The organism is Klebsiella sp. YJ (assembly GCF_002108615.1).
In the GTDB taxonomy this organism is placed as follows: Bacteria; Pseudomonadota; Gammaproteobacteria; order Enterobacterales; family Enterobacteriaceae; genus Klebsiella; species Klebsiella planticola.
This window is the reverse complement of record NZ_MTEG01000019.1, coordinates 1-26,031: the sequence shown is the minus strand read 5'-3', so window position 1 is coordinate 26,031 and position 26,031 is coordinate 1. Positions and strand designations below refer to the sequence as shown.

Below are 26,031 nucleotides of genomic sequence, written 5' to 3'. Positions count from 1 at the left end.
CGGGCACTCCTGCGGAAAAAGCGGGCCGCATTATACATGGCCGACAGACATTGCACACTATTCTAACTGGTGGAGATCGCCCTGCGGGGTGACCCGCCAGCGGTGCTGGCAAAAATGAAGCAGCGGATTATCCTGCTCGCTATCGCTATAGCCGCTGTACAGCTGCAGCGGCGCACCGATCTTCTGCTCCAGTTGCACCACCTTTTCATGGCCCAGACAGCGTAGCGACAGCCCCCAGCCTCCGCAGCGACGTTCCATCCGACTGGCGATGATGTTCACCCTGGGCAGCCAGGCGGTATCCCCGTAGACCTGTTCCACCAGCGATTGCGGCGATCCGGTAATCAGCCAGACCTCAGCATCGCGCCGGGTCAGGTAGTCCGACAACCGGGCCTGCACCACCGGAAAGGCCGTCACGCGCTGGCGAAACCAGCGGACAAAATCGGCCTCAAGGCGTTTTAACCGGCGCTCACTGCGCCCGAAGGTCGATGCCCACAGCAGCAGGCTCATTGGCCAGCGCGCCGCCCGGCCGTTTACCGCCAGTCCTGCCAGGATAACCGGCAACAGCGGTACAACCAGCAGCAGATTCAGGGGCTGGTGACGCAAGACGTAGCGTAAGAAGCTGCCGAACATATCCTGTTGATGCAAGGTTCCATCGAGATCAAAAAAAACCACTCGCTGCGTGCTGCTCTTCAAACCGGACCTCTTTTTATCGAATTTTGTCTCTGATACCGCTAGCTTAACAGTCTTGTGCCATGAACAGAGAAAACATCCGCCGACGTTAAGCCTGGGTTGAGGCAGTTACTCTGCCGTGAATAAATCTCAGCGGTAGAATTTTTAATTCGCCGCAATCCTCTTATAATCGAATACAAAATTCTTTCAGCAGAGGGCGAAGGTTGTCCTGAGGAAAACCGATGAACTGTTTAATCCGCATCCGCCAGCGCTACCCGTCGCTGGCAGCAAGCGATAAGAAGCTGGCAGACTTTATTCTGGCTCAGCCGGACCAGACCCGCCACCTCAGTTCGCAACAGCTGGCAGGCGAGGCAGGCGTCAGCCAGTCCAGCGTTGTGAAATTCGCGCAGAAGATGGGGTTTAAGGGTTTCCCGGCGCTGAAGCTGGCATTAAGTGAAGCGCTGGCCAGCGCGCCCGATCCTCAGTCGGTGCCGGTGCATAACCAGATCCGCGGCGACGATCCGCTGCGCCTGGTCGGCGAGAAACTGATTAAGGATAACGTGGCCGCCATGCACGCCTCGCTGGATGTGAACAGCGAGGAGAAGCTGCTGGAAGCCGTGGCGCTGCTGCGTAATGCGCGCCGGGTGATTATTACCGGTATTGGCGCATCCGGCCTGGTGGCGCGTAATTTCAGCTGGAAGCTGATGAAGATCGGCATTAACGCGGTTGCCGAACAGGATATGCATGCCCTGCTCGCCACCGTACAGGCCATGTCGTCAGACGATCTGCTGTTAGCCATCTCCTACTCTGGCGAACGTCGTGAAATCAATATGGCCGCCGGAGAAGCGCTGCGCGTGGGCTGTCGGATCCTGGCGATCACTGGCTTCACCCCCAACGCCCTGCAACAGCAGGCCACGCAGTGCCTGTATACTATCGCCGAAGAACAGGCGACCCGCAGCGCGGCGATCTCCTCCACCAGCGCGCAGATGATGCTCACCGATCTGCTGTTTATGGCGCTGGTTCAACAGGATCTGGAACATGCGCCGGAGCGAATCCGCCACAGCGAAGCGCTGGTGAAAAAACTGGTGTGAGCAGAAAATGGGCGTATAATGCCCGCCCTGTTTGTGTTGTTTCTGAGAATTTCCTGATGGCGCTGTTAATCACCAAAAAATGCATCAACTGCGATATGTGCGAACCGGAATGCCCTAACGAGGCCATTTCGATGGGTGACAGCATTTATGAAATTAACAGCGACCGCTGCACGGAATGCGTGGGCCACTATGAAACGCCCACCTGCCAGAAAGTGTGCCCGATCCCGAATACGATTCTGAAAGACCCGGCACACGTCGAAAATGAAGAACAGCTGTGGGACAAATTCGTGCTAATGCATCACGCGGACAAAATCTGATGCCGCGAGCAGCGGGCGCTAACTCTCCACGATAACCGTCGCACAAGCGTAATGACGCTCATCGGCCAGCGTCACGTGAATGCTTCTGACTCCCAGACGCTCCGCCAGATTCTTCGCCTCGCCCCACAGCCGTAGCTTAGGCTTGCCCAGTTCGTCGTTGTAAACTTCAAACTGATTAAAAGCCAGACCGTTACGGATACCGGTCCCCAGGGCTTTCGCCGCCGCCTCTTTCACCGCAAAACGCTTCGCCAGAAAACGAACCGGCTGCTGGTGCTGTGCCCATATCGCCCACTCGTTGTCGCTGAGAACCCGCCGGGCGAGACGATCGCCGCTGCGGGCAATCACCGCTTCAATACGGGCAATTTCAACAATATCGGTGCCCAGCCCCAGAATAGCCATTACGCGCGCGCTTCCTGCATCAGGCGTTTCATCTCGGCAACCGCCTCTTTCAGGCCGCTCATCACCGCACGACCGATGATCGCGTGGCCAATGTTCAGCTCATGCATCTCCGGAATGCGGGCGATCGCCTGCACGTTATGGTAGGTCAGGCCGTGACCGGCATTGACCTTGAGGCCAAGGCTCGCGGCATAGGTGGCCGCCTTCGCGATCCGCTCAAGCTCTGTTGCCTGCCGGGCGTCGGTTTCGGCATCCGCATAGCAACCGGTATGGATTTCGATATACGGCGCGCCGACGTCCGCCGCAGCCTTAATTTGCTCCTCATCGGCATCGATGAACAGCGAGACCAGAATACCGGCATCGGCAAGACGGGTGCAGGCATCGCGCATTTTGTCGCGCTGACCCGCGACATCCAGACCGCCTTCCGTCGTCACTTCCTGACGTTTTTCCGGCACCAGACAGCAGAAGTGCGGTTTGGTCTCACAGGCGATGGTCAGCATCTCTTCGGTAACCGCCATCTCCAGGTTCATGCGGGTATCCAGCGTCTGGCGCAGGATACGAACATCGCGGTCGGTAATATGACGGCGGTCTTCGCGCAGGTGCACGGTAATTCCGTCGGCGCCAGCCTGCTCGGCGATAAAGGCCGCCTGCACCGGATCCGGATAGGCAGTGCCGCGCGCGTTACGCAATGTCGCAATATGGTCAATATTGACCCCTAACAGTAATTCAGCCATGACAATCCTCATTGATCGTTATTCGTTTTATCTGCTGCCCGCGCCGCGCGGGCGGGCATAAACTGGCGAAACAGCTCCCGGCTCTTTAGCGGTTTACCGCCAAGATACGGTTTCAGGGCGATACGGGTAAAGCGCTTTGCGGCACGTAGCGCATCGCTATCCGGGAACTCACGGTTAGCCAGCGCCTTCAAATGGTGCCCGGTAAAGGTGTTGTTATCAATAACCACGCTGGCAATAAACCCTTTTTCTTCACGGTAGCGATAGGTCATGGTGTCATCTACGGCTTCGCCGCTGCCGGCGCAGTGGAGGAAATCAACGCCATAGCCCAGGTGTCCCAGCAGCGCCAGTTCAAAACGGCGCAACGCCGGCTCTGGCGTACCGCTTGCGCCAGCCAACGCCTGCAGGCAATGCAGGTAATCGAAAAAGAGTTCGGAGAAGCGCGTTTCATGTTCGAGCACGCGGGACAGCAGTTCATTGACATACAGCCCGCTGTAAAGCGTGATGCCGCTAAGAGGAAGAGCCAATGAAACGGCTTCGGCGCTGCGTAGCGTTTTCACTTCGCCACGACCGCCAAAGCGCAGGAGTAAGGGGGTAAAAGGCTGGAGGGCGCCTTTGAGGTTGGAGCGTCTGGAACGTGCGCCTTTTGCTACCAGGCGCACGCGACCCGACTCTTCCGTGAAGACATCCAGCATCAGGCTGGTTTCGCTCCAGGGACGACTATGCAGAACGAAAGCGCGCTGCCAGCCTTCCATCATACGCGTCGTCTTTCAGGTTGCAGGTGCGTTGGCCGCACCTTTTCAGCCGAATCACTGACTAAAGTCAGCTCCCGGGGACTCACGGTGTTGCCGCCGGCTTGCACCACGAAAGCCATGGTGTGTCAAACTCAGAGATCGTCAACGTAACCGAGGCTGCGCAACGCGCGCTCGTCGTCGGCCCAGCCGGATTTGACCTTCACCCACAGTTCAAGGTGTACCGGCGCTTCAAACATATCCTGCATGTCTTTACGCGCTTCAATCCCGATAGTTTTGATTTTGGCGCCTTTGTTGCCAATCACCATCTTCTTCTGACCTTCACGTTCAACCAGAATCAGACCGTTAATATCATAACCGCCGCGTTCGTTGGTCTGGAAACGCTCGATCTCAACCGTCACCGAATACGGCAGCTCGGCGCCAAGGAAACGCATCAGCTTTTCACGGATGATTTCAGAGGCCATAAAGCGCTGTGAGCGGTCGGTAATATAATCTTCCGGGAAGTGATGAATCGCTTCCGGCAGATGTTTGCGTACGATCCCGGCGATGGTATCGACGTTCATGCCTGTTTCCGCAGAAATCGGCACGATATCGAGGAAGTTCATCTGGCTTGCCAGGAACTGCAGGTGCGGCAGCAAATCAGCCTTCTCCTGCACGTTATCCACTTTATTGACCGCCAGGATCACCGGCGCTCTGGCATCACGTAATTTGCCCAGCACCATTTCGTCATCGGCCGTCCAGCGCGTGCCTTCGACAACGAAAATCACCAGCTCAACGTCGCCAATCGAGCTGCTCGCCGCTTTGTTCATCAGGCGGTTGATCGCACGTTTCTCTTCCATATGCAGGCCCGGGGTATCAACATAAATTGCCTGATACGGCCCTTCGGTATGGATACCGACAATGCGGTGACGCGTGGTCTGCGCTTTACGGGAAGTGATCGAAATCTTCTGCCCAAGCAGTTTGTTCAACAGCGTGGATTTACCCACGTTCGGGCGGCCAACAATGGCGACAAACCCACAATAACTTTTATCGATGCTCATTCCAGCTCCAGCTTTTTCAGCGCCTGTTCGGCGGCAGCCTGCTCCGCCTTGCGACGGCTGGAACCTGTGCCTACCACCGGTTCACTCAGGCCACTGACCTGGCAGTGGATAGTAAATTCCTGATCGTGTGCTTCACCGCGCACCTGCACCACCAGATAGGAAGGCAGCGGCAGGTGGCGACCTTGCAGGTACTCCTGCAAACGAGTCTTTGGATCTTTTTGCTTATCGCCTGGGCTGATTTCGTCCAGACGAGTTTGGTACCAGGTGAGAATCAGGCGCTCAACGTTCTGGATATCGCTGTCGAGGAATACCCCGCCAATCAACGCTTCAACGGTATCTGCCAGAATAGACTCGCGACGGAAGCCGCCGCTTTTCAACTCACCCGGGCCAAGGCGCAGACACTCACCCAGTTCAAACTCGCGGGCGATCTCCGCCAGCGTGTTGCCTCGTACCAGCGTTGCGCGCATGCGGCTCATATCGCCTTCGTCCACCCGAGGGAAACGATGATAGAGCGCATTCGCGATCACAAAACTCAAAATTGAGTCACCTAAAAATTCCAGGCGCTCATTGTGTTTGCTGCTGGCACTGCGGTGAGTTAATGCCTGTTGCAACAGCTCCTGATGATGAAAAGTGTAGCCCAGCTTCCGTTGAAGCCGATTAATTACGATGGGGTTCATGCTTTACCAATAAATGAATGCGTCAAAAATGCAGCACACGAAACCGACCTGGGCAGCCCTGTCCCCATTTAGATTGCCTGTGCGCTTGCCTGCCGCCTTTCTGCAACCCAAATTATTCAGAGTAAAATCAACCAACGCGGTTTCGTGTGCAGTGTCACTCTTACGAGAGACAACCAAAACTTCGGGGGGATATTCTATACGCAACGACAATAGATGTCGTTAGTTTGAATGGATTTAAATATTAAATAATTCACGCTGCCAATATTGCAGCGGCAGCGTGAATTAGGCAGGGAAATTACTGAATGCTACCAATACGCGATAAACGCACGCCGGTCGGCCATTCACCTTCCTGTTTTTCGAAGCTCATCCAGATGGCCGTGGCTTTACCCACCAGGTTGGCCTCTGGCACAAAGCCCCAGTAACGGCTGTCGGCGCTGTTATCGCGGTTGTCGCCCATCATGAAGTAATGACCCGGCGGCACGATCCAGGTGGCCAGCGGCAGGCCGGACTGGCGGTAATACATTCCAACCTGATCCTGAGCAATCGGCACGGTCAGAATGCGGTGAGTCACCTCACCCAGCGTCTCTTTGCGCTCGGTCAGACGAATACCATCAGCCTTGCTTTCGCCTTTCGGCAACTGCCAGAAGCCGCTGGTCGCTTCCCCGCCGTTCTGACGAGAGAAGGTCTGGACGAAATCGCTGGGCTCAACGTTGGAGTAAGTTACCGGCAGTGCGTTGCCGCATGCCTGACCGGAACTGCAGCCCGGCTGGATAGTGACCTGTTTTGCTACCGGATCGTAGGTGATCTTATCGCCCGGTAAGCCAACAGCCCGCTTAATGTAATCCAGACGCGGATCTTCCGGGTATTTAAACACCACGATGTCGCCGCGTTTCGGATGGCCGGTTTCGATCAGCGTTTTCTGGTAGATCGGATCTTTGATGCCGTAGGCAAACTTCTCAACCAGAATAAAATCGCCAATCAGCAGCGTTGGCATCATCGAACCTGACGGGATTTGAAACGGCTCATAAATAAATGAGCGCACCACCAGGACGATAGCCAGCACCGGAAATACCGAGGCTCCCGTTTCCAGCCAGCCCGGTTTCGGACCGACTTTCTTCAACGTTTGCTTGTCGAGGCTATCACCGGTCGCTGCCTGAGCAGCGGCCTGACGTTCACGACGTTTTGGTGCAAAGATGAATTTATCCAGGCACCACAAAAGCCCCGTCACCAGGGTTGCAATCACCAGGATCAGGGCAAACATGTTCGCCATGCCAACTCCTTAAATTATTTTCCGTCTTTACCGACGTGCAGAATGGCGAGGAACGCTTCCTGCGGCAGCTCAACGTTACCCACTTGCTTCATACGTTTCTTACCGTCTTTCTGCTTCTGCAGCAGCTTTTTCTTACGGCTGACGTCACCGCCGTAGCATTTCGCCAGGACGTTTTTACGCAGCTGTTTGACGGTGGAACGGGCAATAATGTGGTTGCCGATAGCCGCCTGAATCGCGATATCGAACTGCTGGCGTGGGATCAGCTCTTTCATCTTCTCCACCAGCTCACGACCGCGGTACGGCGCATTATCGTTGTGGGTGATCAGCGCCAGCGCATCTACACGCTCGCCGTTGATCAGCACGTCCACGCGCACCATGTTGGATGCCTGGAAGCGTTTGAAGTTGTAATCCAGCGACGCGTAGCCACGGGAGGTGGACTTCAGGCGGTCAAAGAAATCGAGCACCACTTCCGCCATCGGAATTTCATAGGTCAGCGCAACTTGTTTACCGTGATAAACCATGTTGGTCTGCACGCCACGCTTCTCAATACACAGCGTGATGACGTTGCCCAGGAACTCCTGCGGTAGCAGCATGTGACATTCCGCGATCGGCTCACGCAGCTCCTGAATGTTATTCAGCGGCGGCAGCTTGGACGGGCTATCGACATAGATGACTTCTTTCGACGTGGTTTCCACTTCGTAGACAACCGTCGGCGCGGTGGTAATCAGATCCAGGTCGTATTCGCGTTCCAGACGCTCCTGGATGATTTCCATGTGCAGCAGGCCGAGGAAGCCACAGCGGAAGCCGAAGCCCAGCGCCGTGGAACTTTCCGGCTCATAGAACAGAGACGCATCGTTCAGGCTCAGTTTACCGAGCGCATCACGGAAGGCTTCATAATCATCGGAGCTCACCGGGAACAGACCGGCATACACCTGCGGTTTCACTTTCTTAAAGCCTGGCAGGGCCTTGTCCGCCGGGTTACGTGATGTCGTCAGGGTATCCCCAACCGGCGCGCCGAGGATATCTTTAATGGCGCACACCAGCCAGCCTACCTCGCCGCATTTCAGCTCAGTACGGTCAACCTGTTTTGGCGTAAAGATCCCCAGTCGATCGGCGTTATAGACCTGACCGGTGCTCATCACTTTAATTTTGTCGCCTTTGCGCATCGTGCCGTTTTTGATACGCACCAGCGAAACCACGCCAAGATAGTTATCGAACCAGGAGTCGATGATCAGCGCCTGCAGCGGGGCATCCGCATCACCTTCCGGCGGCGGGATATCTCGCACCAGACGTTCCAGAACATCGGGAACGCCGACGCCGGTTTTCGCCGAGCAGCGCACCGCATCGGCCGCATCGATACCAACGATGTCTTCGATTTCATCGGCTACGCGCTCCGGATCGGCAGCAGGCAGGTCGATTTTGTTGAGCACCGGCACCACTTCCAGATCCATTTCCATGGCGGTATAGCAGTTGGCCAGCGTCTGAGCTTCTACCCCCTGACCCGCATCGACCACCAGCAGCGCACCTTCACATGCGGCGAGCGAACGTGACACCTCATACGAGAAGTCGACGTGCCCCGGGGTATCGATGAAGTTCAGCTGGTAAGTTTCGCCGTTGGTCGCCTTGTAATCCAGGGTGACGCTTTGCGCCTTAATGGTGATGCCACGCTCGCGTTCAAGATCCATGGAGTCCAGTACCTGGGCTTCCATTTCACGATCGGAAAGGCCACCGCAAATCTGGATGATACGGTCAGACAACGTCGATTTACCGTGGTCGATATGAGCGATGATTGAAAAGTTACGTATATTCTTCATATTTAGAGTTAATTATGCCTTACGCGTATCATGAGGCCGCTGTTCTGTGCCTGACGTTTTTTAATCCGAAAACGCCGCATTCTACACTACATCCGCGAAACCAGGAAATGCTCTTACCAGCAGCATAACCGTAGCAAATGATGTGTTCAGGCGGGGGTAATAAATCAAAAATAAAGGCCAGTGGAATCACTGGCCTGGTTCTGAAGAGGGTGTCTCTACACGCACCAAATCTGGCGGCAGGCCAACGCTAATAATAACGGGCTGCCACGACTGGCGAGCGGCTAATCCGGGCGAAAGCCCGCGCGCCACCAGAAATCCGCCGACGCCGCCGAGTAGCGCACCGCACAGCGAAGCGAAATCATTGGCAAACAAGACCTGAAAAACAGACGCCATAACAAACAGTCCAACCAGCGGCGCCATATAAACTAAAACCGCCGAGCCCAGCAGGCTGCTTTCAGCAATCCCCAGCTCGACTTTTTGCCCGGCGGACAGCGGCTGTTCGCTGGGAACGCTGATCGTGTGGCTGGTTTGCGGTCCCAGTTTGTTCAGCACCCGACTGCCGCAGCCAGCGCGCGAGGCGCAGCTGCTGCACGAGGCTTTCACGTCACAGTGCACTTGCGCCATACCGTTATGCCAGGAGACGACCGTGGCCCACTCTTTAATCATTGCACAGCCCTGAATTTGATGCTGTCGGAGATGCGTTTAGCCGTTTGCGGCGGCAGCTCGCCAACCACGGTTATCTCGGCGTTATCACGTACCGTCGTGCTCACGGTACGACGCCCGGTACGCAACAGCTGATCGCTGCTGTTTGCCGAGGCGCGATTCACGTTAATCGAGAAGCTAAACAGCCCATCAGAATACAGGCGGGATTCAACCGGACCATCAAAGGTCGGCAGACGGCGCTGACTGCTGGAGACTTCGGAAACGCCCTGCGGTAGCCAGGCCGGCGCCCAGTTAAAGTTGGCTTTATCGCCCCCTTCCGGCACCGACAGCTGAGGAGGCAGACTGGCTTTCGCTAATGTCTCCATGCTGCTGCTGACCTTGTCGCCAACGTTAAAGGATACGACCCGGAACTGCTCCAGCGTTTCCCCGTCGCGGTCAAGCAAATCGACGCGCATGGGCAGTTTGGTTTCCGCATCCAGCCAGACGATATAGCTATAGCGCGTACCGTCCCGCGCGACGACGCGAATCACTTCGCAAAGTCTGTCGGCAATACGGGTTCGCCCAACGGAGATAAAATCGTAGTAGGCAGCCAGTCGCTTAAAATCGGTGTAGGCCAGCGAGGGTAACGAATCGACGATATAGTCGCCGTTCAGCGTGAACGGATCGAGCCCCGGTTCAAAATAGCTGATTTCATTACCGCGCAGTACAACTTCCCGGCGTGGGCCATCGAGTTGTAAAAGCTGGGCAAGAGGTTGATTGTTCAGCCGCGCGTGACGATAACGCAGCGACTCAACGCCCTGTTTGTTGATGCTGACGAAAGACAGCTCATAATTGAGGGACTGGCTGGCCAGGTTCATTTGCTGCAACAACGCCCCGGACGATGTATCAGCCGAGGCGTTGACAGAGAAGAACAGGCTGCCTGCCATGAGCGACATGGCACACCAAAGTTGCTTCATTACTGCGATTGCGTTCCTAAAGTTTGATAGCCTGGCACCTGAACAGCGGCTTGCTGAGTCTGGGCCTGACCAAACTGCAGCTGTTCTGCGTGCAGGCGACGCTGCAATTCATAGTCCTGCAGCATAGCATTAATACGGCGGCGCTGTTCTTGCACCTGAGCCTGCTGGCCGCTTCCTGCGGAAGCATCAGCCGGAACGCCAAGACTTACCGGGCTGGCTTTACCCATCATCGGCATGGTGTTGAAGACAGGCGCTTCGGGCTGCTGAGCTGATTCGCTATGCCCATTATACTGCTGGACGCCGACGATAACCGCAAGCGAAACGCACGCCGCAACCCCCATCTGAGTCAGAGAACTGGCCCACGGGCGGACTTTCTGCCAGAAAGGCATCTGACGCCACTGATGTGGTGCTGGCTGAGATTCAGGAATAAGCGGCACCGCCTGACGAACGGGCTCGTTCTCAATGGCGGCCATGACGCGGGCTGAGATATCAAAATGGAGCATCTCAGCGGTATCGCCTCGCAGCGAATCACGGATGAGATGGTAGCTCTCCCAGGTCTTTTGCATTTCAGAAGAACGGCTCAGCTCATTGAGCAGCTCGTTATCCAGCGTTTCACCATCCATTAAGGCCGAAAGTTTTTCTTTCTGCATGCCTGATACCCTTTTCAGTATTCCGCTATCGTCAACGCCTGATAAGCGGTTGAACTTTATTATCAATAGCTTCTCGTGCCCGGAAAATGCGTGAACGTACCGTTCCTACCGGGCAATCCATGATAGCGGCTATCTCTTCATAGCTCAGGCCATCCAGCTCCCGCAACGTGATTGCCATGCGTAAATCTTCCGGGAGTGATTCAATGGTACGAAAAACTATTTGTCTCAGTTCTTCTGACAACATTAAGTTCTCAGGGTTCGAAATTTCTTTCAGCGCCCCACCACTTTCGAAGTTTTCTGCCTCATTGGCGTCAACATCGCTGGACGGTGGGCGGCGTCCCTGAGCTACCAGATAATTCTTCGCCGTATTTACGGCGATGCGATATAACCAGGTATAAAAAGCACTATCCCCCCGGAAGGACTCCAGCGCGCGCCATGCTTTTACGAACGATTCCTGAACAACGTCAGGAATATCGCCCGGTGGCACATAGCGGGAGACCAGGCTCGCGACCTTATGCTGATAGCGCACCACCAGCAAGTTAAACGCTTTCTGATCTCCTTTCTGGACCCGTTCGACGAGGACCTGATCCGTTAACTGCTCGCTCATCCGAGGTAATGTCTCCCCAAACCCAATTCCCATGCGTCTTCAAAGCACTACCCAATCACTGCAATATGAGCAAGCAGACGATTGGAGTGTCTGAAAACAATAAAGTTCCGTTACGCCTTTGATTTTTGTCTGGCAACGGCGGACGATTTGTTATCTCTCATTATATGTCCCGCAACTCAACGCCAGGTAAGATGATGAAGAAAAAGCGTAAGGTCCGCCAGAAGGGTAACGTAACATCGCTTTTATTTCACTATAAAATCTGAAGCTAACGATCTGCTTCGCAAATATTTTCTTTCGTTTACCCTGCTCCGTCCCAGCCGCTTATGTTTAGTTTCCACAACGATCAGTAAAAAAAATGTACGATTTATCACAACCTGGTGCTATTGTGGCAAAAATGTGTTTAGTAAATTAAACAAAGACAATGAATACGACTCCTGACTTCTCCTGTGATGTGCTGATTATCGGCAGCGGCGCTGCCGGTTTATCCCTTGCGCTACGTCTGGCGGAGCACTGCTCCGTCGCCGTACTGAGCAAAGGCCCCGTCAGCGAAGGTTCAACGCTCTACGCGCAGGGCGGTATTGCCGCCGTTTTTGATGAAACCGACAGCGTGGAATCTCACGTTGAAGATACGCTCATCGCCGGGGCCGGCCTGTGCGATCGCCATGCTGTCTCTTTCGTCGCCAGCAACGCCAGACCTTGCGTGCAATGGCTTATCGACCAGGGTGTGCTGTTTGATACTCAGACCCAGGCCAACGGCGAACAGAGCTACCACCTGACCCGTGAAGGCGGCCATAGCCATCGCCGTATCCTCCACGCTGCCGATGCCACCGGTAAAGCGGTGGAAACGACGCTGGTTGGCAAGGCGCTTGCGCACCCCAATATTCGTATTCTGGAGCGGAGTAACGCCGTCGATTTGATCATTTCCGATAAAATCGGCCTGCCGGGGACGCGGCGTGTGGTTGGCGCCTGGATCTGGAACCGGAATAAAGAAAAGGTTGAGACCTGCAGCGCGAAATCCGTGGTGCTAGCCACCGGCGGGGCGGCGAAAGTCTATCAGTACACCACCAATCCGGATGTCTCCTCCGGCGATGGTATTGCTATGGCCTGGCGCGCCGGCTGTCGCGTGGCCAACCTCGAATTCAACCAGTTTCACCCCACCGCCTTGTACCATCCACAGGCGCGCAATTTCCTGTTAACCGAAGCATTACGCGGCGAAGGCGCATACCTGAAACGTCCGGACGGTACCCGGTTTATGCCCGATTTTGACGAACGTGGCGAGCTGGCCCCACGCGATATCGTCGCTCGTGCGATTGACCATGAGATGAAACGCCTCGGCGTCGATTGTATGTATCTCGACATCAGCCATAAGCCTGAAGCCTTTATCCGTCAGCATTTCCCGATGATCTACGAAAAACTGCTCGGCCTGGGTATCGATTTGACAAAAGAGCCTGTGCCGATTGTCCCCGCCGCCCACTATACCTGCGGCGGCGTAATGGTTGATGACAACGGACGTACCGATGTTGACGGGCTGTATGCAATTGGCGAAGTGAGCTATACCGGGCTGCACGGGGCTAACCGCATGGCGTCAAATTCGCTGCTCGAATGCCTGGTCTACGGCTGGTCCGCCGCCGAGGATATTCTCCAGCGCATGCCGCTGGCCCAACCGGTTAACGGCCTGCCGTCCTGGGATGAAAGTCAGGTTGAGATCCCCGATGAACTGGTGGTGATTCAACATAACTGGCACGAGTTGAGACTGTTGATGTGGGACTATGTGGGGATTGTCCGCACCACCCGTCGGCTGGAGCGTGCGCTACGACGAATCACCATGTTGCAGCAGGAGCTCGACGAATATTACGCCCGCTTCCGCGTGTCGAACAATTTGCTGGAGTTGCGCAATCTGGTACAGGTGGCCGAACTGATCGTGCGCTGCGCCATGCAACGTAAAGAGAGCCGCGGGCTACACTATACCCTGGATTACCCGGAACAACTTGCGGATAGCGGCCCGTCAATTCTGTCACCTCTGGCTCACATAAAGAGGTAAAAATCCTGGGTCAGGGCAGTAAACCCTTCGGAGTATTGCTGCTCAGGCCCACGGACAATCAGCCGATCGCTGAAACACTCCCCCGCGGTCGGCGAGAAAGCCAGCAGTACGCGGTGCGGCGGGCGCATTTCCGTCTCCGCGACATCGGTGCGTAAACGCAGATGCCAGCCCATGGTTTGGGCACGTTGAACAAACGTATTGCCAATATCCACCGGTAACACCACGCAGAAAAAGCCCTCTTCGGTAATCAACTCTGCGGCGCAGGTTAAGAGCGTGACGTGATCGAGCGTCGTCGTATATCGCGCCTGTTCGCGCTGCGATGTTGCGCAGGGCACACCTTCTGCAAAAAAAGGCGGGTTGCTGACAATCAGTTCATAACGTCGGGTTTGCGCAGGTTGCCACCGTTGAATATCCCCCAGATGCACCTGGATCCGCGCCCCCCACGGGGAGGTTGCCACGTTTTCGCGCGCCTGCGCCGCGGCCTCTTCATCGAGTTCGACCGCATCCAGCATGACCCGATCGTCGGTTCGCTGAGCCAGCATTAAAGCCAGCAAACCGCTACCGCTCCCGATATCCAGCACGTGTTTTACTTGCGCAATCGGCGCCCACGCGCCAAGCAGAATGCCGTCGGTGCCCACTTTCATCGCACAGCGGTCGTGGGCAACAAAGAACTGTTTAAACGTAAAACCATTGCGCGGCAGCGCAAACTTCGATTGAGACATCCTGAATAACCTTGCGAACAAAAACTCCTGAGACTGAAGCTATGCACAATACCGGAGAACAGATAGCCTTACAAACAGATGAACATTACGCCCGTAACGTCTATAATCGTCGGTCCACTCAGAGGTAGATCATGACTGTAACGACTTTTTCCGAACTTGAACTCGACGAAAACCTTCTGGAAGCCCTCCAGGAAAAAGGTTTCACACGCCCGACAGCCATTCAGGCCGCCGCTATTCCGCCTGCGCTTGATGGCCGTGATATTCTCGGTTCAGCCCCGACAGGTACCGGTAAAACAGCGGCGTATCTGCTGCCAGCGTTGCAGCACCTGCTTGATTTCCCGCGTAAGAAGTCGGGGCCGCCGCGTATTCTTATCCTGACGCCGACCCGTGAGCTGGCGATGCAGGTTGCCGACCATGCCCGTGAGCTGGCCGCACACACGCATCTGGACATTGCCACCATCACCGGCGGCGTCGCATACATGAACCACGCGGAAGTCTTCAGCGAGAACCAGGATATTGTGGTCGCCACCACCGGCCGACTGCTGCAATATATTAAAGAAGAAAACTTCGACTGCCGGGCGGTCGAAACGCTGATCCTCGATGAAGCGGACCGTATGCTGGACATGGGCTTCGCTCAGGATATCGAGCACATTGCCGGTGAAACCCGCTGGCGTAAGCAGACCATGCTGTTTTCCGCGACCCTCGAAGGCGATGCGATTAAAGACTTTGCCGAGCGCCTGCTGGAAGAGCCCGTTGAAGTTTCCGCCAGTCCCTCCACGCGCGAACGTAAGAAAATTCACCAGTGGTACTATCGCGCCGATGACATTAAGCATAAAACCGCGCTATTGGTTAACCTGCTGAAACAGCCGGATGCGACCCGCTCTATCGTCTTTGTGCGTAAGCGCGAGCGCGTTCATGAACTGGCATCCTGGCTGCGCGAAGCGGGAATCAATACCTGCTGGCTGGAAGGCGAAATGGTGCAGGCAAAACGTAACGAAGCAATCAAACGTATGACCGACGGCCGTATGAATGTGCTGATTGCCACCGACGTCGCTGCCCGCGGGATAGATATTCCGGACGTTAGCCATGTTTTCAACTTCGACATGCCGCGCACGGCTGATACCTATCTGCATCGTATCGGACGCACCGGCCGCGCGGGGAAAAAAGGCGTTGCCATTTCTCTGGTTGAAGCCCATGACCATCTGCTGTTGGGTAAAATTGGCCGCTATATCGACGAGCCGCTCAAAGCGCGCGTTATTGATGAACTGCGCCCGACAACCCGTGCACCGAGCGAGAAGCTGACCGGTAAGCCGTCCAAAAAGGTACTGGCTAAACGCGCCGAGCAGAAAAAAGAGAAAGATAAAGAGAAACCGCGAGTGAAGAAACGTCACCGCGATGCCAAAAATATTGGCAAGCGCCGTAAACCAAGCGGTAGCGCGGGTGAAAATCAGCAGTAACAAAAAAAACGCCGGGATATCCCGGCGTTTTTATATTTAAGCGTCGACTTACAGGCTTTCAGTAAAGGTACGGGCGATAACGTCGCGCTGCTGTTCTGGTGTCAGGGAGTTAAAGCGCACCGCGTAGCCGGAGACACGAATAGTCAGCTGCGGGTATTTTTCCGGATGTTCAACCGCATCCAGCAGCGTTTCGCGACGCAGCACGTTAACGTTCAGGTGCTGACCACCTTCTACGCGGACTTCCGGTTTCACATCGAGCGGAATTTCGCGGTATTCGATTTCACCCAGTTTATTGACCGCAACCACGTCATCTTCAGCAAAACCCCCTTTGGCACACAGGCAGCGGGCTTCGCCTTTTTCGCTGTCCAGCAGCCAGAAAGAGTTCAGCAGGTCGTCGTTTGCAGCTTTAGTAATTTGGATACCAGTAATCATTTGATGCCTCCCTTAGGCAATATTTATTCGTTTTCTTGGCCCGTTCCCGGCCAATTGGTAAAACCATTGTTGTCTGAGTGTATGTATATCAGCCAAACAACCGGCATTCATTGACTTAAATCAATAAAAACCACGCAATAAAAATGGGTATAGGAGGATATTATTGTTTTACATCAAGTTACGCCAGAGCCAATGCAAAATATTTTTGTAAATTTTCAATTTTTTTTGCATACAAAACGTCAGTCAGACACCGTGGATTTTGTTATGCAGAAAGAAGCAGTTAAGCTATAGCGATGACACTTTGCAGGAGAGCAAGATGACCACCCCATTGACCTGGCACGACGTGCTGGCGGAAGAGAAGCAGCAGCCCTATTTTGTGAATACCCTCAAAACTGTCGCCGAAGAGCGCCAGTCGGGCATGACGATTTATCCGCCGCAAAAAGATGTCTTCAATGCCTTTCGTTATACCGAACTTGGCGATGTCAAAGTGGTTATTCTTGGGCAAGACCCTTATCACGGCCCCGGACAGGCCCACGGCCTGGCCTTCTCCGTGCTTCCGGGAGTTCAGACGCCGCCATCGCTGTTAAATATGTATAAAGAACTGGAAGGGACGATCCCGGGATTCAGCCGTCCGACGCACGGTTACCTGGAGAGCTGGGCGCGACAGGGGGTGCTGCTGCTCAATACGGTCCTGACGGTGCGGGCGGGTCAGGCCCATTCGCATGCCAGCCTTGGCTGGGAAACCTTTACCGATAAGGTCATTTCATTGATCAACGAACATCGGGAAGGGGTGGTGTTTTTACTGTGGGGCGCCCATGCCCAGAAAAAAGGGGCGATTATCGACAGGCAACGTCATTGCGTGCTGAAAGCACCGCATCCTTCGCCGCTTTCCGCCCATCGCGGCTTCTTTGGTAGTAATCACTTCGTCCAGACTAATCAGTGGCTGGCCGAGCGCGGCGAGTCTCCCATTGACTGGATGCCGGTATTACCGGCCGGGGATGCCTAGCCTTCGCCTTTCGCAGCAACAAAAATGCCAGCGTAGCGCTGGCATTTTTTCAGCTGAACCCGGCCATCAGGCCTTGTTCTGACGCCACCACTCGGCCAGCAATACGCCGGTCGCCACGGAGACGTTCAGGCTTTCTACATTGCCGGTACCTTCAATGGCAACGTTAAGATCGGCACTGGAGATCGCCGCATCAGACAGGCCATCACGCTCCTGACCTAATGCCAACACCATTTTCTTCGGCAGCTCAGCCTTATGCAACGGCGTACCGTTGTGGCTGGAGGTCGAAACAATGGCGTAGCCCGCTTTGCGGAACTGCTCCAGAGTGTCGATAAAGCTGTCGCCGGTGATCGGTTCGACGTGTTCTGCACCACCTTCTGCGGTACGGATTGCCGCGCCAGATTCCAGCATGCCGGCATCCTGCACCACTACACCCTTCACACCAAAATGCGCACAGCTACGCATGATCGCGCCGAGGTTGTGCGGGTTACCGACATCTTCCAGTGCCAGAACGCAATCTTCGGCATCGGCTTTGGCGACCCACTGAGCCACCGAGGTACCGTTACGTTTCTTAATCAGGAAGCAAACGCCGCCGTGGTGTTCAGTGCCGGAGGCTTTTGCCAGCTCAGCTTCATCAACCACGTGATAGGCTTTGCGGTTCGCCGCCATCCAGCGCAGCGCTTCTTTGAAACGTGGGGTGACGCTCTGGACAAACCAGGCGCGAACAATCGCTTCCGGACGGCTCTGGAACAGCGCCTGACAAGCATTCTCACCGTAAACGCGGGTCTCTTCCGCGCGCTGACGACGTAATACTTCCGGATCGATAAAGCTTTTACCGCTGATCCCGCCGTGATCCGGCTTCACCGCCGCATCATCGTTTGGTGCACGCGAGACGGTACGCCACGGAGAAGAGCTATCACGATCGAAATCATCGCGTTTACGATCGTCACGTTTGCGGTCATCACCGCGGCTGTTACGTTCGTCGCGGGCAGGGCGGCTACGGCCGTCAACACGAGATTTTCCTGGGCGCCCTCCCCCTTTCCCGGTACGCGGGTTATGGGTGCGTCTGTCAGAATCATCATCACTGCGGACATACATCACTTTGACCTTGCCGCTTTTATTTTTCAGTTCGTCGCTCATCAATTTTCTCCACCTGCGCTGCGCGAAGCGCGAAGATTACCCGATGTGTCACCGCTGCGCCATGATTTCGTTTAAAAGATAGGGTCTATCGTATTCATCGAACAAAACGCATTGTTGTTTAATAGCTGCTAATCGATAATATGTAACATTAAAGAAACAAATCGGCCACGTGCCACGCTGCAACCCATAACCAGAGGTTAGTTATGAATACCGTTTGTGCCAGTTGTCAGGCTCTGAACCGCATCCCCGACGATCGTAGTGCCGATGGCGCTAAATGCGGACGCTGCGGCCACGATCTTTTTGACGGCGACGTCATCAACGCGACCGGGGCAACGCTGGATAAACTACTGAAGGACGATCTGCCCGTTGTTGTCGATTTCTGGGCGCCATGGTGCGGTCCTTGTCGTAATTTTGCGCCGATCTTTGAAGACGTCGCGGAAGAACGCAGCGGCAAGATGCGCTTCGTAAAAGTGAACACCGAAGCAGAACGCGAGCTGAGCGCGCGTTTCCGCATCCGCAGCATTCCAACCATTATGATGTTTAAAAAAGGCGAAGTCATCGACATGCTTAACGGCGCGGTACCAAAAGCACCGTTCGACAGCTGGCTCAATGAGGCCAACGCGCAGTAAACCTACCGGGGCACAGCTTGTGCCCCTTTTTCACCTCTGCGACAATGGCGTTTTTTCTTAGCGACCCTTTATGATTGATAACGCCGTCCTTCGCCTTCGTGCCGAACGCCTCGCTCGCGCGACCCGGCCTTTTCTCGCGCGTGGTAACCGAGTCCATCGCTGCCAACGCTGTCTGTTACCGCTGAAGCAGTGCCTGTGCGCGACCCTGACGCCTGCGCAGGCCACCAGCCGTTTCTGCCTGGTGATGTTTGATACCGAGCCGATGAAGCCCAGCAATACCGGTCGGCTAATCGCGGATATCTTGCCGGACACCGAAGCCTTTCAATGGTCGCGAACCGAGCCGCCGCAGGCGTTACTCGATCTGGTCGCCAACCCGGATTACCAGCCCATGGTGGTCTTCCCGGCCTCGTATGCAGGTGCGGAACGCCAGGTGCTGAGCATCCCACCGGCGGGGAAACCACCGCTATTTATCATGCTCGATGGAACCTGGACGGAAGCGCGCAAAATGTTTCGCAAAAGCCCGTATCTGGATGCGCTTCCGGTTATCTCCGTCGATCTGTCACGCATCTCCGCCTATCACCTGAGAGAAGCCCATGCGCAGGGGCAGTACTGCACCGCCGAAGTCGCCATTGCGCTGCTCGACCTTGCAGAAGACCGCATGGCCGCGCGCGCGCTCGGGGACCACTTTAGCCTGTTCCGCACCCGCTATCTGGCGGGAAAAACGCAGCATAAGGGCAGCATCACAGCACAAATGGCAGAAAGCGTTTAAAATCATTCGGTCACTGGGGATCAAAGGAGACCGGTATGAGCCAACGAGGCCTGGAAGCACTACTGCGGCCGAAGTCGATCGCCGTTATTGGCGCATCAATGAAACCACAGCGCGCCGGTTATCTGATGATGCGTAACCTGCTGGCCGGGGGGTTCAACGGCCCGGTCCTGCCCGTCACCCCGGCCTGGAAAGCCGTTCTGGGCGTGCTGGCCTGGCCGACTATCGATAGCCTGCCATTCACCCCGGATCTGGCCGTGCTCTGTACCAACGCCCGGCGAAACCCCGAGCTGCTGGACGCGCTGGGGCAAAAGGGGTGCAAGACCTGCATAATTCTCTCCGCCCCGCCGGAACAATATCCCGTACTACTCGAATGCGCCGCACGCTATCAAATGCGCCTGCTTGGCCCCAACAGCCTGGGCCTGCTTGCCCCATGGCAGGGACTGAATGCCAGCTTTTCGCCGGTACCGATTCATCGCGGCAAGCTGGCGTTTATCTCCCAGTCTGCAGCAGTTTCAAATACCATTCTTGACTGGGCGCAGCAGCGCGAGATGGGCTTCTCGTACTTTATTGCGCTTGGGGATAGCCTGGACATTGATGTCGACGACCTCCTCGACTTCCTTGCCCGCGACAGTAAAACCAGCGCCATTCTGCTCTACCTTGAGCATCTGAGCGACGCCCGCCGCTTCGTGTCCGCGGCGCGCAGCGCATCGCGTAATAAGCCGATCCTGGTGATCAAAAGCGGCCGCAGTCCCGCCGCGCAAAAGCTGCTCCATGTCAATTCGGGTATGGATCCGGCCTGGGACGCCGCGATTCAACGGGCGGGCTTACTGCGCGTGCAGGATACTCATGAGCTGTTCTCTGCGGTTGAAACCCTCAGCCATATGCGCCCGCTACGCGGTGAGAAACTGATGATCATCAGCAACGGTGCCGCCCCTGCGGCGCTGGCGCTGGACGAACTGTGGCTACGAAACGGCAAGCTTGCCACTCTCAGCGAAGAGACCTGTGAAAAACTACGCCAGGCGCTGCCGGGCGGTATCGGCATCGCTAACCCGCTGGATCTCCGTGACGATGCCAGCAGCGAACACTATCTCAAGGCGCTGAACGTTCTGCTGGATAGCCAGGATTACGACGCCCTGCTGGTGATTCATTCCCCCAGCGCCGCCGCACCGGGAACCGAAAGCGCCCTCGCCCTGATCGACGCGCTGAAAAACCATCCGCGCGGTAAATATGTCACGGTACTGACGAACTGGTGTGGCGAATACTCTTCTCAGGAAGCCCGCCGCCTGTTCAGCGATGCAGGCTTGCCAACCTACCGCACGCCGGAAGGAACCATTACCGCTTTTATGCACATGGTGGAGTACCGACGTAACCAAAAACAGCTCCGGGAGACGCCGGTTCTGTCGGATACGGTGACCGCCAATACCGCAGAAGCCCATATGTTGTTGCAACAAGCGATTCGCGAAGGCGCCCGTTCGTTAGACACCCATGAAGTAAGTCCGGTATTGCACGCTTACGGGATCCACACCTTACCGACATGGATTGCCGCCGACAGCGCCGAAGCGGTGCATATCGCCGAACAAATTGGCTACCCGGTGGCTCTGAAACTGCGTTCACCGGATATTCCGCACAAATCGGAAGTTCAGGGCGTGATGCTCTATTTGCGTACCGCCACCGAAGTGCAACAGGCAGCGGATGCTATTTTCGACCGCGTGAAAATGGCCTGGCCCCAGGCACGGATTCACGGTCTGCTGGTACAAAGCATGGCCAACCGCGCCGGCGCGCAGGAGTTGAGGGTCGTCGTTGAGCACGATCCGCTGTTCGGTCCGCTGATTATGCTGGGTGAAGGTGGCGTCGAATGGCGCGCAGAAGATCAGGCCGCCGTCGCCCTTCCACCGTTAAATATGAACCTGGCTCGGTACCTGGTTATCCAGGCGATCAAAAGTAAGAAGATCCGTGGCCGCAGCGCGCTGCGCCCGCTGGATGTCTCTGGCCTGAGCCAACTTCTGGTCCAGGTATCAAATCTCATCGTCGATTGTCCGGAGATCCAGCGGCTGGATATTCACCCACTGCTCGCTTCGGGTAACGAGTTCACCGCGCTTGACGTCACGCTAGCCCTTGCCCCGTTTAGCGGCGACAGCGAAAGCCGGCTGGCAATACGTCCTTATCCGCAGCAGCAGGAAGAGTGGGTGGTGATGAAAAATGGCGAGCGCTGTCTGTTCCGCCCGATCCTGCCGGAAGATGAGCCGCTGCTTCAGGCCTTTATCGGTCAGGTAACGAAAGAAGATCTGTACTATCGTTATTTCAGCGAAATCAATGAATTTACTCATGATGACTTAGCCAATATGACGCAGATCGACTACGATCGAGAAATGGCGTTTGTTGCCGTGCGCACAAGCGCCGAGGGCAATGAGATCCTTGGCGTAACGCGAGCTATCTCCGATCCGGACAATATTGATGCCGAATTTGCCGTACTGGTTCGATCCGATCTGAAAGGGTTAGGTTTAGGCCGGCGGCTGCTGGAAAAGCTGATTGCCTACACCCAAAGCCACGGTCTGCAGCGGTTAAATGGCATCACCATGCCCAATAACAGAGGCATGATCGGCCTTGCCAGGAAGCTAGGGTTCGCGGTTGATATTCAGCTGGAGGACGGGATTGTGAGTTTGTCCCTGCAACTGGTACCACAACAATCATAAACTGGCGACCGCAATTGTTGACCACATTCGCGAACAGTAATGTTATTATTGCCCGCTTACGTCGTCTGCATGGTACAGAAGACCCTTCAATAAACAGAGAAGAAACGCACTGTGATGTTGTCAAAATTTAAGCGTAATAAACATCAACAACACCTTGCCCAACTCCCTAAGCTTTCTCAGTCAGTTGATGATATCGAGTTCTTTTACGCTCCTGCGGATTTTCGGCAAGCGTTACTGGCAAAGATAGCCCACGCCACCCAGCGTATTTGTATTGTTGCGCTCTATCTGGAGCAGGATGATGGCGGCAAAGGAATTCTGCAGGCACTTTACGATGCCAAGCGTCAGCGTCCGGAGCTAGATGTTCGCGTACTGGTTGACTGGCATCGCGCCCAGCGTGGACGCATTGGCGCAGCGGCAGCTAACACGAATGCCGACTGGTACTGTCGCATGGCGCAGGAAAACCCCGGCGTCGATGTCCCGGTTTATGGCGTGCCGGTCAATACCCGGGAAGCCCTCGGCGTGCTGCACTTCAAAGGTTTTATTATCGATGATTGCGTTCTGTACAGCGGCGCAAGCCTGAACGATGTCTATCTGCATCAGCATGATAAGTATCGTTACGACCGCTATCAGTGTATTCGCAATGGCAAAATGGCCGATGTGATGTTCGATTGGGTCGAGCACAATCTGGTTGAAGGCCGCGGTGTAAACCGTCTCGACAGCGCCGCTCGCCCGAAAAGCCCGGAAATCAAAAATGATATCCGCCAGTATCGCCAGGAACTGCGTGACAGCGGCTACCATTTCTCTGGCAATGCGGATGACGATCGGCTGTCGGTCACGCCGCTGGTCGGTCTGGGCAAATCGAGCCTGCTGAATAAAACCATCTTCCATCTTATGCCCTGCGCTGAGCGTAAGCTGACGATTTGTACGCCCTATTTCAACCTTCCGGCTCTTCTGGTGCGTAACATTATTCAGCTACTGCGTAGCGGGAAGCAGGTAGAGATTATCGTTGGCGATAAAACTGCGAATGACTTCTATATTCCTGAAGATCAGCCGTTTAAAATTATCGGCGCCCTCCCCTATCTGTATGAAATCAACCTCCGCCGCTTCCTCAGCCGACTGCAGTATTATGTTAATACTGACCAGTTGATCGTTCGTCTGTGGAAAGATGACGACAACAGCTATCACCTTAAGGGAATGTGGGTTGATGATGAGTGGATGCTGCTCACCGGTAATAACCTCAATCCGCGCGCCTGGCGCCTGGACCTGGAAAATGCGATTCTGATTCACGATCCGCAGCATCAGCTCGGCGCGATGCGTGAAAAAGAGCTGCATCTGATTCGTCAGCACACGACGGTCGTTAAACACTATCGCGATCTGCAAAGCATTGCGGATTACCCGGTCAAGGTACGCAAACTGATTCGCCGCCTGAGGCGTATCCGTATTGACCGCTTGATCAGCCGTATTCTCTGAATATCTGCCCCGCATCGTCGGGGCTTTTTTCTGGAATGTGTATGCGTACTTTCATCATTATTGCCCCGTTGCTGCTCACCGGCTGTAGCCATATGGCGCATGATTCATGGAGTGGCCAGGATAAGGCCCAGCATTTTCTGGCCTCGGCGATGCTCTCAGCGGCCGGTAACGAATACGCCCAGCATCAGGGCTACAGTCGCGACCGAAGCGCGGCCATTGGCCTGATGTTTTCCGTCAGTCTGGGGGCTTCGAAAGAACTCTGGGACAGCCGCCCGGCAGGAAGCGGCTGGAGCTGGAAGGATTTTGCGTGGGATGTGGCCGGCGCCACGACAGGTTATGCCGTGTGGCAGCTGGCGCACCAGTAGACCTAAAGTCGTAATCCCTTGCCCTTACGATGCAGCATCAGAGATACCAGAAACGCAATCGCACTCATCACGGTGACGTACCAGTAAAAGACATGTTCAACTCCGACCGATTTTAGCGACAGCGCGACGTATTCCGCCGAGCCGCCAAACAGCGCATTTGCCACGGCATACGACAAGCCAACGCCTAAAGCGCGTACCTGAGCCGGGAACATCTCCGCCTTCAGAATACCGCTGATCGAGGTATAGAAACTCACGATCATCAACGCACAGATAACCAATCCAAATGCGGCATAGGGTGAGGTTACGCCCTGCAGCGCACTCAAGATCGGCACGGTAAAGAGCGTCGCTAATGAGCCAAAGCAGAGCATTGATGTCCGGCGACCTATTTTGTCTGATAGCGCGCCAAATAACGGTTGGGCCAGCATATAGACAAACAGTGCCGCAGTCATAATCACACTGGCTGTACCGGCGCTCATGCCCGCCGTATTGACCAGGTATTTCTGCATATAGGTCGTGAAGGTGTAAAAGCTTAACGACCCGGCGGCGGTGAAACCCAGGACCATCAGAAATGCTTTACGATTGCGCCATAATCCTTTGAAGGAGCCAGCCTCTTTTAATGCCCGCGTCTCCTGCTTAGATGTTTCATCCAGCTGGCGACGTAGCCACAGGGCCACAACAGCAAGTACCGCCCCAAGCGCAAACGGTATCCGCCATCCCCAGGCATGCAGCTGCGCATCGCTTAGAATTTGCTGTAGGGCCACCACCACAAGCACCGCCAGAAGCTGACCACCGATGAGGGTCACGTACTGGAATGAGGCATAGAAGCCTTTCTTGCCCTCTACGGCGACCTCACTCATGTAGGTTGCACTGGTACCGTACTCTCCCCCGACGGATATCCCCTGAAACAGGCGCGCCAGAAGTAATAATGCCGGCGCCCATGTGCCAATCGTCGCATAGCCGGGCAGGCAGGCAATCACCAGCGAGCCCATGCACATCATGCATACGGAAATAAGCATAGAGGCTTTGCGTCCGCGGCGGTCAGCAATACGACCAAACAACCATCCGCCAATCGGGCGCATCAGGAAACCCGCGGCAAACACACCGGCGGTTTGTAATAGCTGAGTGGTGGTGTTTCCGGAAGGAAAAAAGATATGGGCAAAATAGAGAGAGCAGAATGAATAGACATAAAAATCAAACCATTCAACCAGATTCCCCGAAGATGCACCTACAATCGCCCATATGCGGCGGCGGGTATCGCTTTGTTCCAGCGCTCCCCGTTCATTCATACTGCTTTCTGCCATTGTCATCCTGCTCCAGCAAAGACTGCAATCTGTCTTGTCGGGCGTGCCACGTCACTGAGACAAATCAATTAGTAAACTAAATGTTATATAATTGTTATTTATTTATGTGTGATTAAACTCACATTTTTTTTCGTCGTGTGGTTTTCGGGATTAACGCTAAAGCATGAACGAGGATAAAGTGAAATATGGTGAGGTGGTGGCCACAGCAGGCTTTTATGTTGTATGAACAAACAGATAGATTGCTGCTGAGCGCCTGATCGCTTTGCATCTGGACAAAAACGCAAAAAGCCCATCCGTCAGGATGGGCTTCTTACTGATTTGATGCCTGGCAGTTCCCTACTCTCACATGGGGAGACCCCACACTACCATCGGCGCT

26 protein-coding genes are annotated in these 26,031 nt (G+C 55.2%); 10 read left to right on the top strand and 16 right to left on the bottom strand.

Annotated elements, in window-relative coordinates; all coding sequences use genetic code 11:
• Nucleotides 1–57 precede the first annotated feature (57 nt).
• Complete coding sequence (gene yfhb, locus BV390_RS19495; protein WP_032686471.1) at nt 58–693, bottom strand: phosphatidylglycerophosphatase C; 636 nt, start codon at nt 691–693, stop codon at nt 58–60.
• 218 nt (nt 694–911) lie between these two features.
• Here yfhb and BV390_RS19490 point away from each other — a divergent pair, with 218 nt between their 5' ends.
• Entirely contained in the window at nt 912–1,760 is an 849-nt protein-coding gene (locus BV390_RS19490; protein WP_032695564.1) for a MurR/RpiR family transcriptional regulator, read from the top strand.
• Between the two features lie 56 nt (nt 1,761–1,816).
• Nucleotides 1,817–2,077 (top strand): YfhL family 4Fe-4S dicluster ferredoxin, encoded by a 261-nt coding sequence (locus BV390_RS19485; protein WP_004866440.1) that lies wholly within the window; start codon nt 1,817–1,819, stop codon nt 2,075–2,077.
• Between the two features lie 18 nt (nt 2,078–2,095).
• On the opposite strand, the gene acpS is transcribed toward BV390_RS19485, so the two are convergent.
• The 11 genes from acpS to rpoE all read right to left on the bottom strand — a co-directional run bounded on the left by acpS (nt 2,096) and on the right by rpoE (nt 11,633).
• Nucleotides 2,096–2,476, bottom strand: a complete 381-nt coding sequence (gene acpS, locus BV390_RS19480) for a holo-ACP synthase (RefSeq protein ID WP_004866442.1) — start codon at nt 2,474–2,476, stop codon at nt 2,096–2,098.
• On the bottom strand, nt 2,476–3,207 hold the full coding sequence (gene pdxJ, locus BV390_RS19475; RefSeq protein WP_032686469.1) for a pyridoxine 5'-phosphate synthase: 732 nt from the start codon (nt 3,205–3,207) through the stop codon (nt 2,476–2,478). The genes acpS and pdxJ overlap by 1 nt, the downstream gene beginning before the upstream one ends.
• Nucleotides 3,208–3,215: 8 nt before the next feature.
• Nucleotides 3,216–3,959 carry a DNA repair protein RecO gene (recO, locus tag BV390_RS19470; protein ID WP_032686559.1) on the bottom strand — a complete coding sequence of 248 codons (744 nt, stop codon included), beginning with the start codon at nt 3,957–3,959 and terminating at the stop codon, nt 3,216–3,218.
• 131 nt (nt 3,960–4,090) lie between these two features.
• Entirely contained in the window at nt 4,091–4,996 is a 906-nt protein-coding gene (gene era, locus BV390_RS19465) for a GTPase Era (RefSeq protein ID WP_004866448.1), read from the bottom strand.
• Nucleotides 4,993–5,673, bottom strand: coding sequence for a ribonuclease III (gene rnc / locus BV390_RS19460; RefSeq protein ID WP_004866451.1), 681 nt, complete (start codon nt 5,671–5,673; stop codon nt 4,993–4,995). Before rnc ends, era begins: the two co-directional genes overlap by 4 nt.
• A gap of 295 nt (nt 5,674–5,968) precedes the next feature.
• Nucleotides 5,969–6,943 (bottom strand): signal peptidase I, encoded by a 975-nt coding sequence (gene lepB, locus BV390_RS19450; protein WP_032686467.1) that lies wholly within the window; start codon nt 6,941–6,943, stop codon nt 5,969–5,971.
• Between the two features lie 14 nt (nt 6,944–6,957).
• The gene (lepA, locus tag BV390_RS19445) at nt 6,958–8,757 is read right to left on the bottom strand and encodes a translation elongation factor 4 (RefSeq protein WP_004866454.1); all 1,800 of its coding nucleotides are present in this window, start codon (nt 8,755–8,757) and stop codon (nt 6,958–6,960) included.
• Nucleotides 8,758–8,943: 186 nt separating this feature from the next.
• Nucleotides 8,944–9,423, bottom strand: a complete 480-nt coding sequence (gene rseC / locus BV390_RS19440) for a SoxR-reducing system protein RseC (protein WP_032686466.1) — start codon at nt 9,421–9,423, stop codon at nt 8,944–8,946.
• Nucleotides 9,420–10,376 carry a sigma-E factor regulatory protein RseB gene (gene rseB, locus BV390_RS19435; RefSeq protein ID WP_032686465.1) on the bottom strand — a complete coding sequence of 319 codons (957 nt, stop codon included), beginning with the start codon at nt 10,374–10,376 and terminating at the stop codon, nt 9,420–9,422. The genes rseC and rseB overlap by 4 nt, the downstream gene beginning before the upstream one ends.
• Nucleotides 10,376–11,026, bottom strand: coding sequence for an anti-sigma-E factor RseA (gene rseA / locus BV390_RS19430; RefSeq protein ID WP_004866460.1), 651 nt, complete (start codon nt 11,024–11,026; stop codon nt 10,376–10,378). The genes rseB and rseA overlap by 1 nt, the downstream gene beginning before the upstream one ends.
• A gap of 31 nt (nt 11,027–11,057) precedes the next feature.
• A complete protein-coding gene (gene rpoE / locus BV390_RS19425; protein WP_004866461.1) occupies nt 11,058–11,633 on the bottom strand; it encodes an RNA polymerase sigma factor RpoE in 576 nt (191 codons plus the stop codon).
• Nucleotides 11,634–12,054: 421 nt separating this feature from the next.
• Here rpoE and nadB point away from each other — a divergent pair, with 421 nt between their 5' ends.
• Nucleotides 12,055–13,674, top strand: a complete 1,620-nt coding sequence (gene nadB / locus BV390_RS19420; RefSeq protein WP_032686464.1) for an L-aspartate oxidase — start codon at nt 12,055–12,057, stop codon at nt 13,672–13,674.
• Here the strand turns inward: nadB and trmN are convergent.
• Nucleotides 13,659–14,396 carry a tRNA(1)(Val) (adenine(37)-N(6))-methyltransferase TrmN gene (trmN, locus tag BV390_RS19415; protein ID WP_064794228.1) on the bottom strand — a complete coding sequence of 246 codons (738 nt, stop codon included), beginning with the start codon at nt 14,394–14,396 and terminating at the stop codon, nt 13,659–13,661. The two genes, nadB and trmN, sit on opposite strands and share 16 nt — an antisense overlap.
• 131 nt (nt 14,397–14,527) lie before the next feature.
• Here trmN and srmB point away from each other — a divergent pair, with 131 nt between their 5' ends.
• Nucleotides 14,528–15,853, top strand: coding sequence for an ATP-dependent RNA helicase SrmB (gene srmB / locus BV390_RS19410; protein ID WP_004866469.1), 1,326 nt, complete (start codon nt 14,528–14,530; stop codon nt 15,851–15,853).
• Nucleotides 15,854–15,901: 48 nt separating this feature from the next.
• Here srmB and grcA read toward each other — a convergent pair whose 3' ends face one another.
• Nucleotides 15,902–16,285: an autonomous glycyl radical cofactor GrcA gene (gene grcA / locus BV390_RS19405; RefSeq protein ID WP_004866471.1), complete on the bottom strand. Its 384-nt coding sequence runs from the start codon at nt 16,283–16,285 to the stop codon at nt 15,902–15,904.
• Between the two features lie 316 nt (nt 16,286–16,601).
• On the opposite strand from grcA, the gene ung reads away from it, so the two are divergent.
• Nucleotides 16,602–17,291, top strand: a complete 690-nt coding sequence (gene ung / locus BV390_RS19400) for a uracil-DNA glycosylase (RefSeq protein ID WP_032686462.1) — start codon at nt 16,602–16,604, stop codon at nt 17,289–17,291.
• A gap of 66 nt (nt 17,292–17,357) precedes the next feature.
• Here ung and BV390_RS19395 read toward each other — a convergent pair whose 3' ends face one another.
• Nucleotides 17,358–18,428, bottom strand: coding sequence for a tRNA/rRNA methyltransferase (locus BV390_RS19395; protein WP_032686461.1), 1,071 nt, complete (start codon nt 18,426–18,428; stop codon nt 17,358–17,360).
• 203 nt (nt 18,429–18,631) lie between these two features.
• Between BV390_RS19395 and trxC the strand changes: the two genes are divergently transcribed.
• From trxC to BV390_RS19370, 5 genes are all read left to right on the top strand, one after another.
• The gene (gene trxC / locus BV390_RS19390) at nt 18,632–19,057 is read left to right on the top strand and encodes a thioredoxin TrxC (RefSeq protein WP_032686460.1); all 426 of its coding nucleotides are present in this window, start codon (nt 18,632–18,634) and stop codon (nt 19,055–19,057) included.
• 70 nt (nt 19,058–19,127) lie between these two features.
• The gene (gene tapT / locus BV390_RS19385) at nt 19,128–19,826 is read left to right on the top strand and encodes a tRNA-uridine aminocarboxypropyltransferase (RefSeq protein WP_032699013.1); all 699 of its coding nucleotides are present in this window, start codon (nt 19,128–19,130) and stop codon (nt 19,824–19,826) included.
• A gap of 35 nt (nt 19,827–19,861) precedes the next feature.
• Complete coding sequence (locus BV390_RS19380; RefSeq protein WP_032686458.1) at nt 19,862–22,519, top strand: bifunctional acetate--CoA ligase family protein/GNAT family N-acetyltransferase; 2,658 nt, start codon at nt 19,862–19,864, stop codon at nt 22,517–22,519.
• A 114-nt stretch (nt 22,520–22,633) separates the two neighbouring features.
• Complete coding sequence (pssA, locus tag BV390_RS19375; protein ID WP_032686457.1) at nt 22,634–23,989, top strand: CDP-diacylglycerol--serine O-phosphatidyltransferase; 1,356 nt, start codon at nt 22,634–22,636, stop codon at nt 23,987–23,989.
• A 41-nt stretch (nt 23,990–24,030) separates the two neighbouring features.
• On the top strand, nt 24,031–24,354 hold the full coding sequence (locus tag BV390_RS19370) for a YfiM family lipoprotein (protein WP_032686456.1): 324 nt from the start codon (nt 24,031–24,033) through the stop codon (nt 24,352–24,354).
• 2 nt (nt 24,355–24,356) lie between these two features.
• On the opposite strand, the gene BV390_RS19365 is transcribed toward BV390_RS19370, so the two are convergent.
• Entirely contained in the window at nt 24,357–25,655 is a 1,299-nt protein-coding gene (locus tag BV390_RS19365) for an MFS transporter (protein WP_032695568.1), read from the bottom strand.
• Between the last annotated feature and the right edge of the window lie 376 nt (nt 25,656–26,031).

Bases quoted from the DNA above. Each gene is read 5' to 3' on its own strand.
- rseC (WP_032686466.1), bottom strand. From the start codon at position 9,423: ATGATTAAAGAGTGGGCCACGGTCGTCTCCTGGCATAACGGTATGGCG.
- rseA (WP_004866460.1), bottom strand. From the start codon at position 11,026: ATGCAGAAAGAAAAACTTTCGGCCTTAATGGATGGTGAAACGCTGGAT.
- trmN (WP_064794228.1), bottom strand. From the start codon at position 14,396: ATGTCTCAATCGAAGTTTGCGCTGCCGCGCAATGGTTTTACGTTTAAA.
- BV390_RS19395 (WP_032686461.1), bottom strand. From the start codon at position 18,428: ATGAGCGACGAACTGAAAAATAAAAGCGGCAAGGTCAAAGTGATGTAT.
- lepB (WP_032686467.1), bottom strand. From the start codon at position 6,943: ATGGCGAACATGTTTGCCCTGATCCTGGTGATTGCAACCCTGGTGACG.
- srmB (WP_004866469.1), top strand. From the start codon at position 14,528: ATGACTGTAACGACTTTTTCCGAACTTGAACTCGACGAAAACCTTCTG.
- pssA (WP_032686457.1), top strand. From the start codon at position 22,634: ATGTTGTCAAAATTTAAGCGTAATAAACATCAACAACACCTTGCCCAA.
- rnc (WP_004866451.1), bottom strand. From the start codon at position 5,673: ATGAACCCCATCGTAATTAATCGGCTTCAACGGAAGCTGGGCTACACT.
- acpS (WP_004866442.1), bottom strand. From the start codon at position 2,476: ATGGCTATTCTGGGGCTGGGCACCGATATTGTTGAAATTGCCCGTATT.
- nadB (WP_032686464.1), top strand. From the start codon at position 12,055: ATGAATACGACTCCTGACTTCTCCTGTGATGTGCTGATTATCGGCAGC.
- era (WP_004866448.1), bottom strand. From the start codon at position 4,996: ATGAGCATCGATAAAAGTTATTGTGGGTTTGTCGCCATTGTTGGCCGC.
- ung (WP_032686462.1), top strand. From the start codon at position 16,602: ATGACCACCCCATTGACCTGGCACGACGTGCTGGCGGAAGAGAAGCAG.
- BV390_RS19485 (WP_004866440.1), top strand. From the start codon at position 1,817: ATGGCGCTGTTAATCACCAAAAAATGCATCAACTGCGATATGTGCGAA.
- BV390_RS19380 (WP_032686458.1), top strand. From the start codon at position 19,862: ATGAGCCAACGAGGCCTGGAAGCACTACTGCGGCCGAAGTCGATCGCC.
- rseB (WP_032686465.1), bottom strand. From the start codon at position 10,376: ATGAAGCAACTTTGGTGTGCCATGTCGCTCATGGCAGGCAGCCTGTTC.
- BV390_RS19490 (WP_032695564.1), top strand. From the start codon at position 912: ATGAACTGTTTAATCCGCATCCGCCAGCGCTACCCGTCGCTGGCAGCA.
- recO (WP_032686559.1), bottom strand. From the start codon at position 3,959: ATGGAAGGCTGGCAGCGCGCTTTCGTTCTGCATAGTCGTCCCTGGAGC.
- lepA (WP_004866454.1), bottom strand. From the start codon at position 8,757: ATGAAGAATATACGTAACTTTTCAATCATCGCTCATATCGACCACGGT.
- pdxJ (WP_032686469.1), bottom strand. From the start codon at position 3,207: ATGGCTGAATTACTGTTAGGGGTCAATATTGACCATATTGCGACATTG.
- BV390_RS19370 (WP_032686456.1), top strand. From the start codon at position 24,031: ATGCGTACTTTCATCATTATTGCCCCGTTGCTGCTCACCGGCTGTAGC.
- tapT (WP_032699013.1), top strand. From the start codon at position 19,128: ATGATTGATAACGCCGTCCTTCGCCTTCGTGCCGAACGCCTCGCTCGC.
- BV390_RS19365 (WP_032695568.1), bottom strand. From the start codon at position 25,655: ATGGCAGAAAGCAGTATGAATGAACGGGGAGCGCTGGAACAAAGCGAT.
- trxC (WP_032686460.1), top strand. From the start codon at position 18,632: ATGAATACCGTTTGTGCCAGTTGTCAGGCTCTGAACCGCATCCCCGAC.
- grcA (WP_004866471.1), bottom strand. From the start codon at position 16,285: ATGATTACTGGTATCCAAATTACTAAAGCTGCAAACGACGACCTGCTG.
- rpoE (WP_004866461.1), bottom strand. From the start codon at position 11,633: ATGAGCGAGCAGTTAACGGATCAGGTCCTCGTCGAACGGGTCCAGAAA.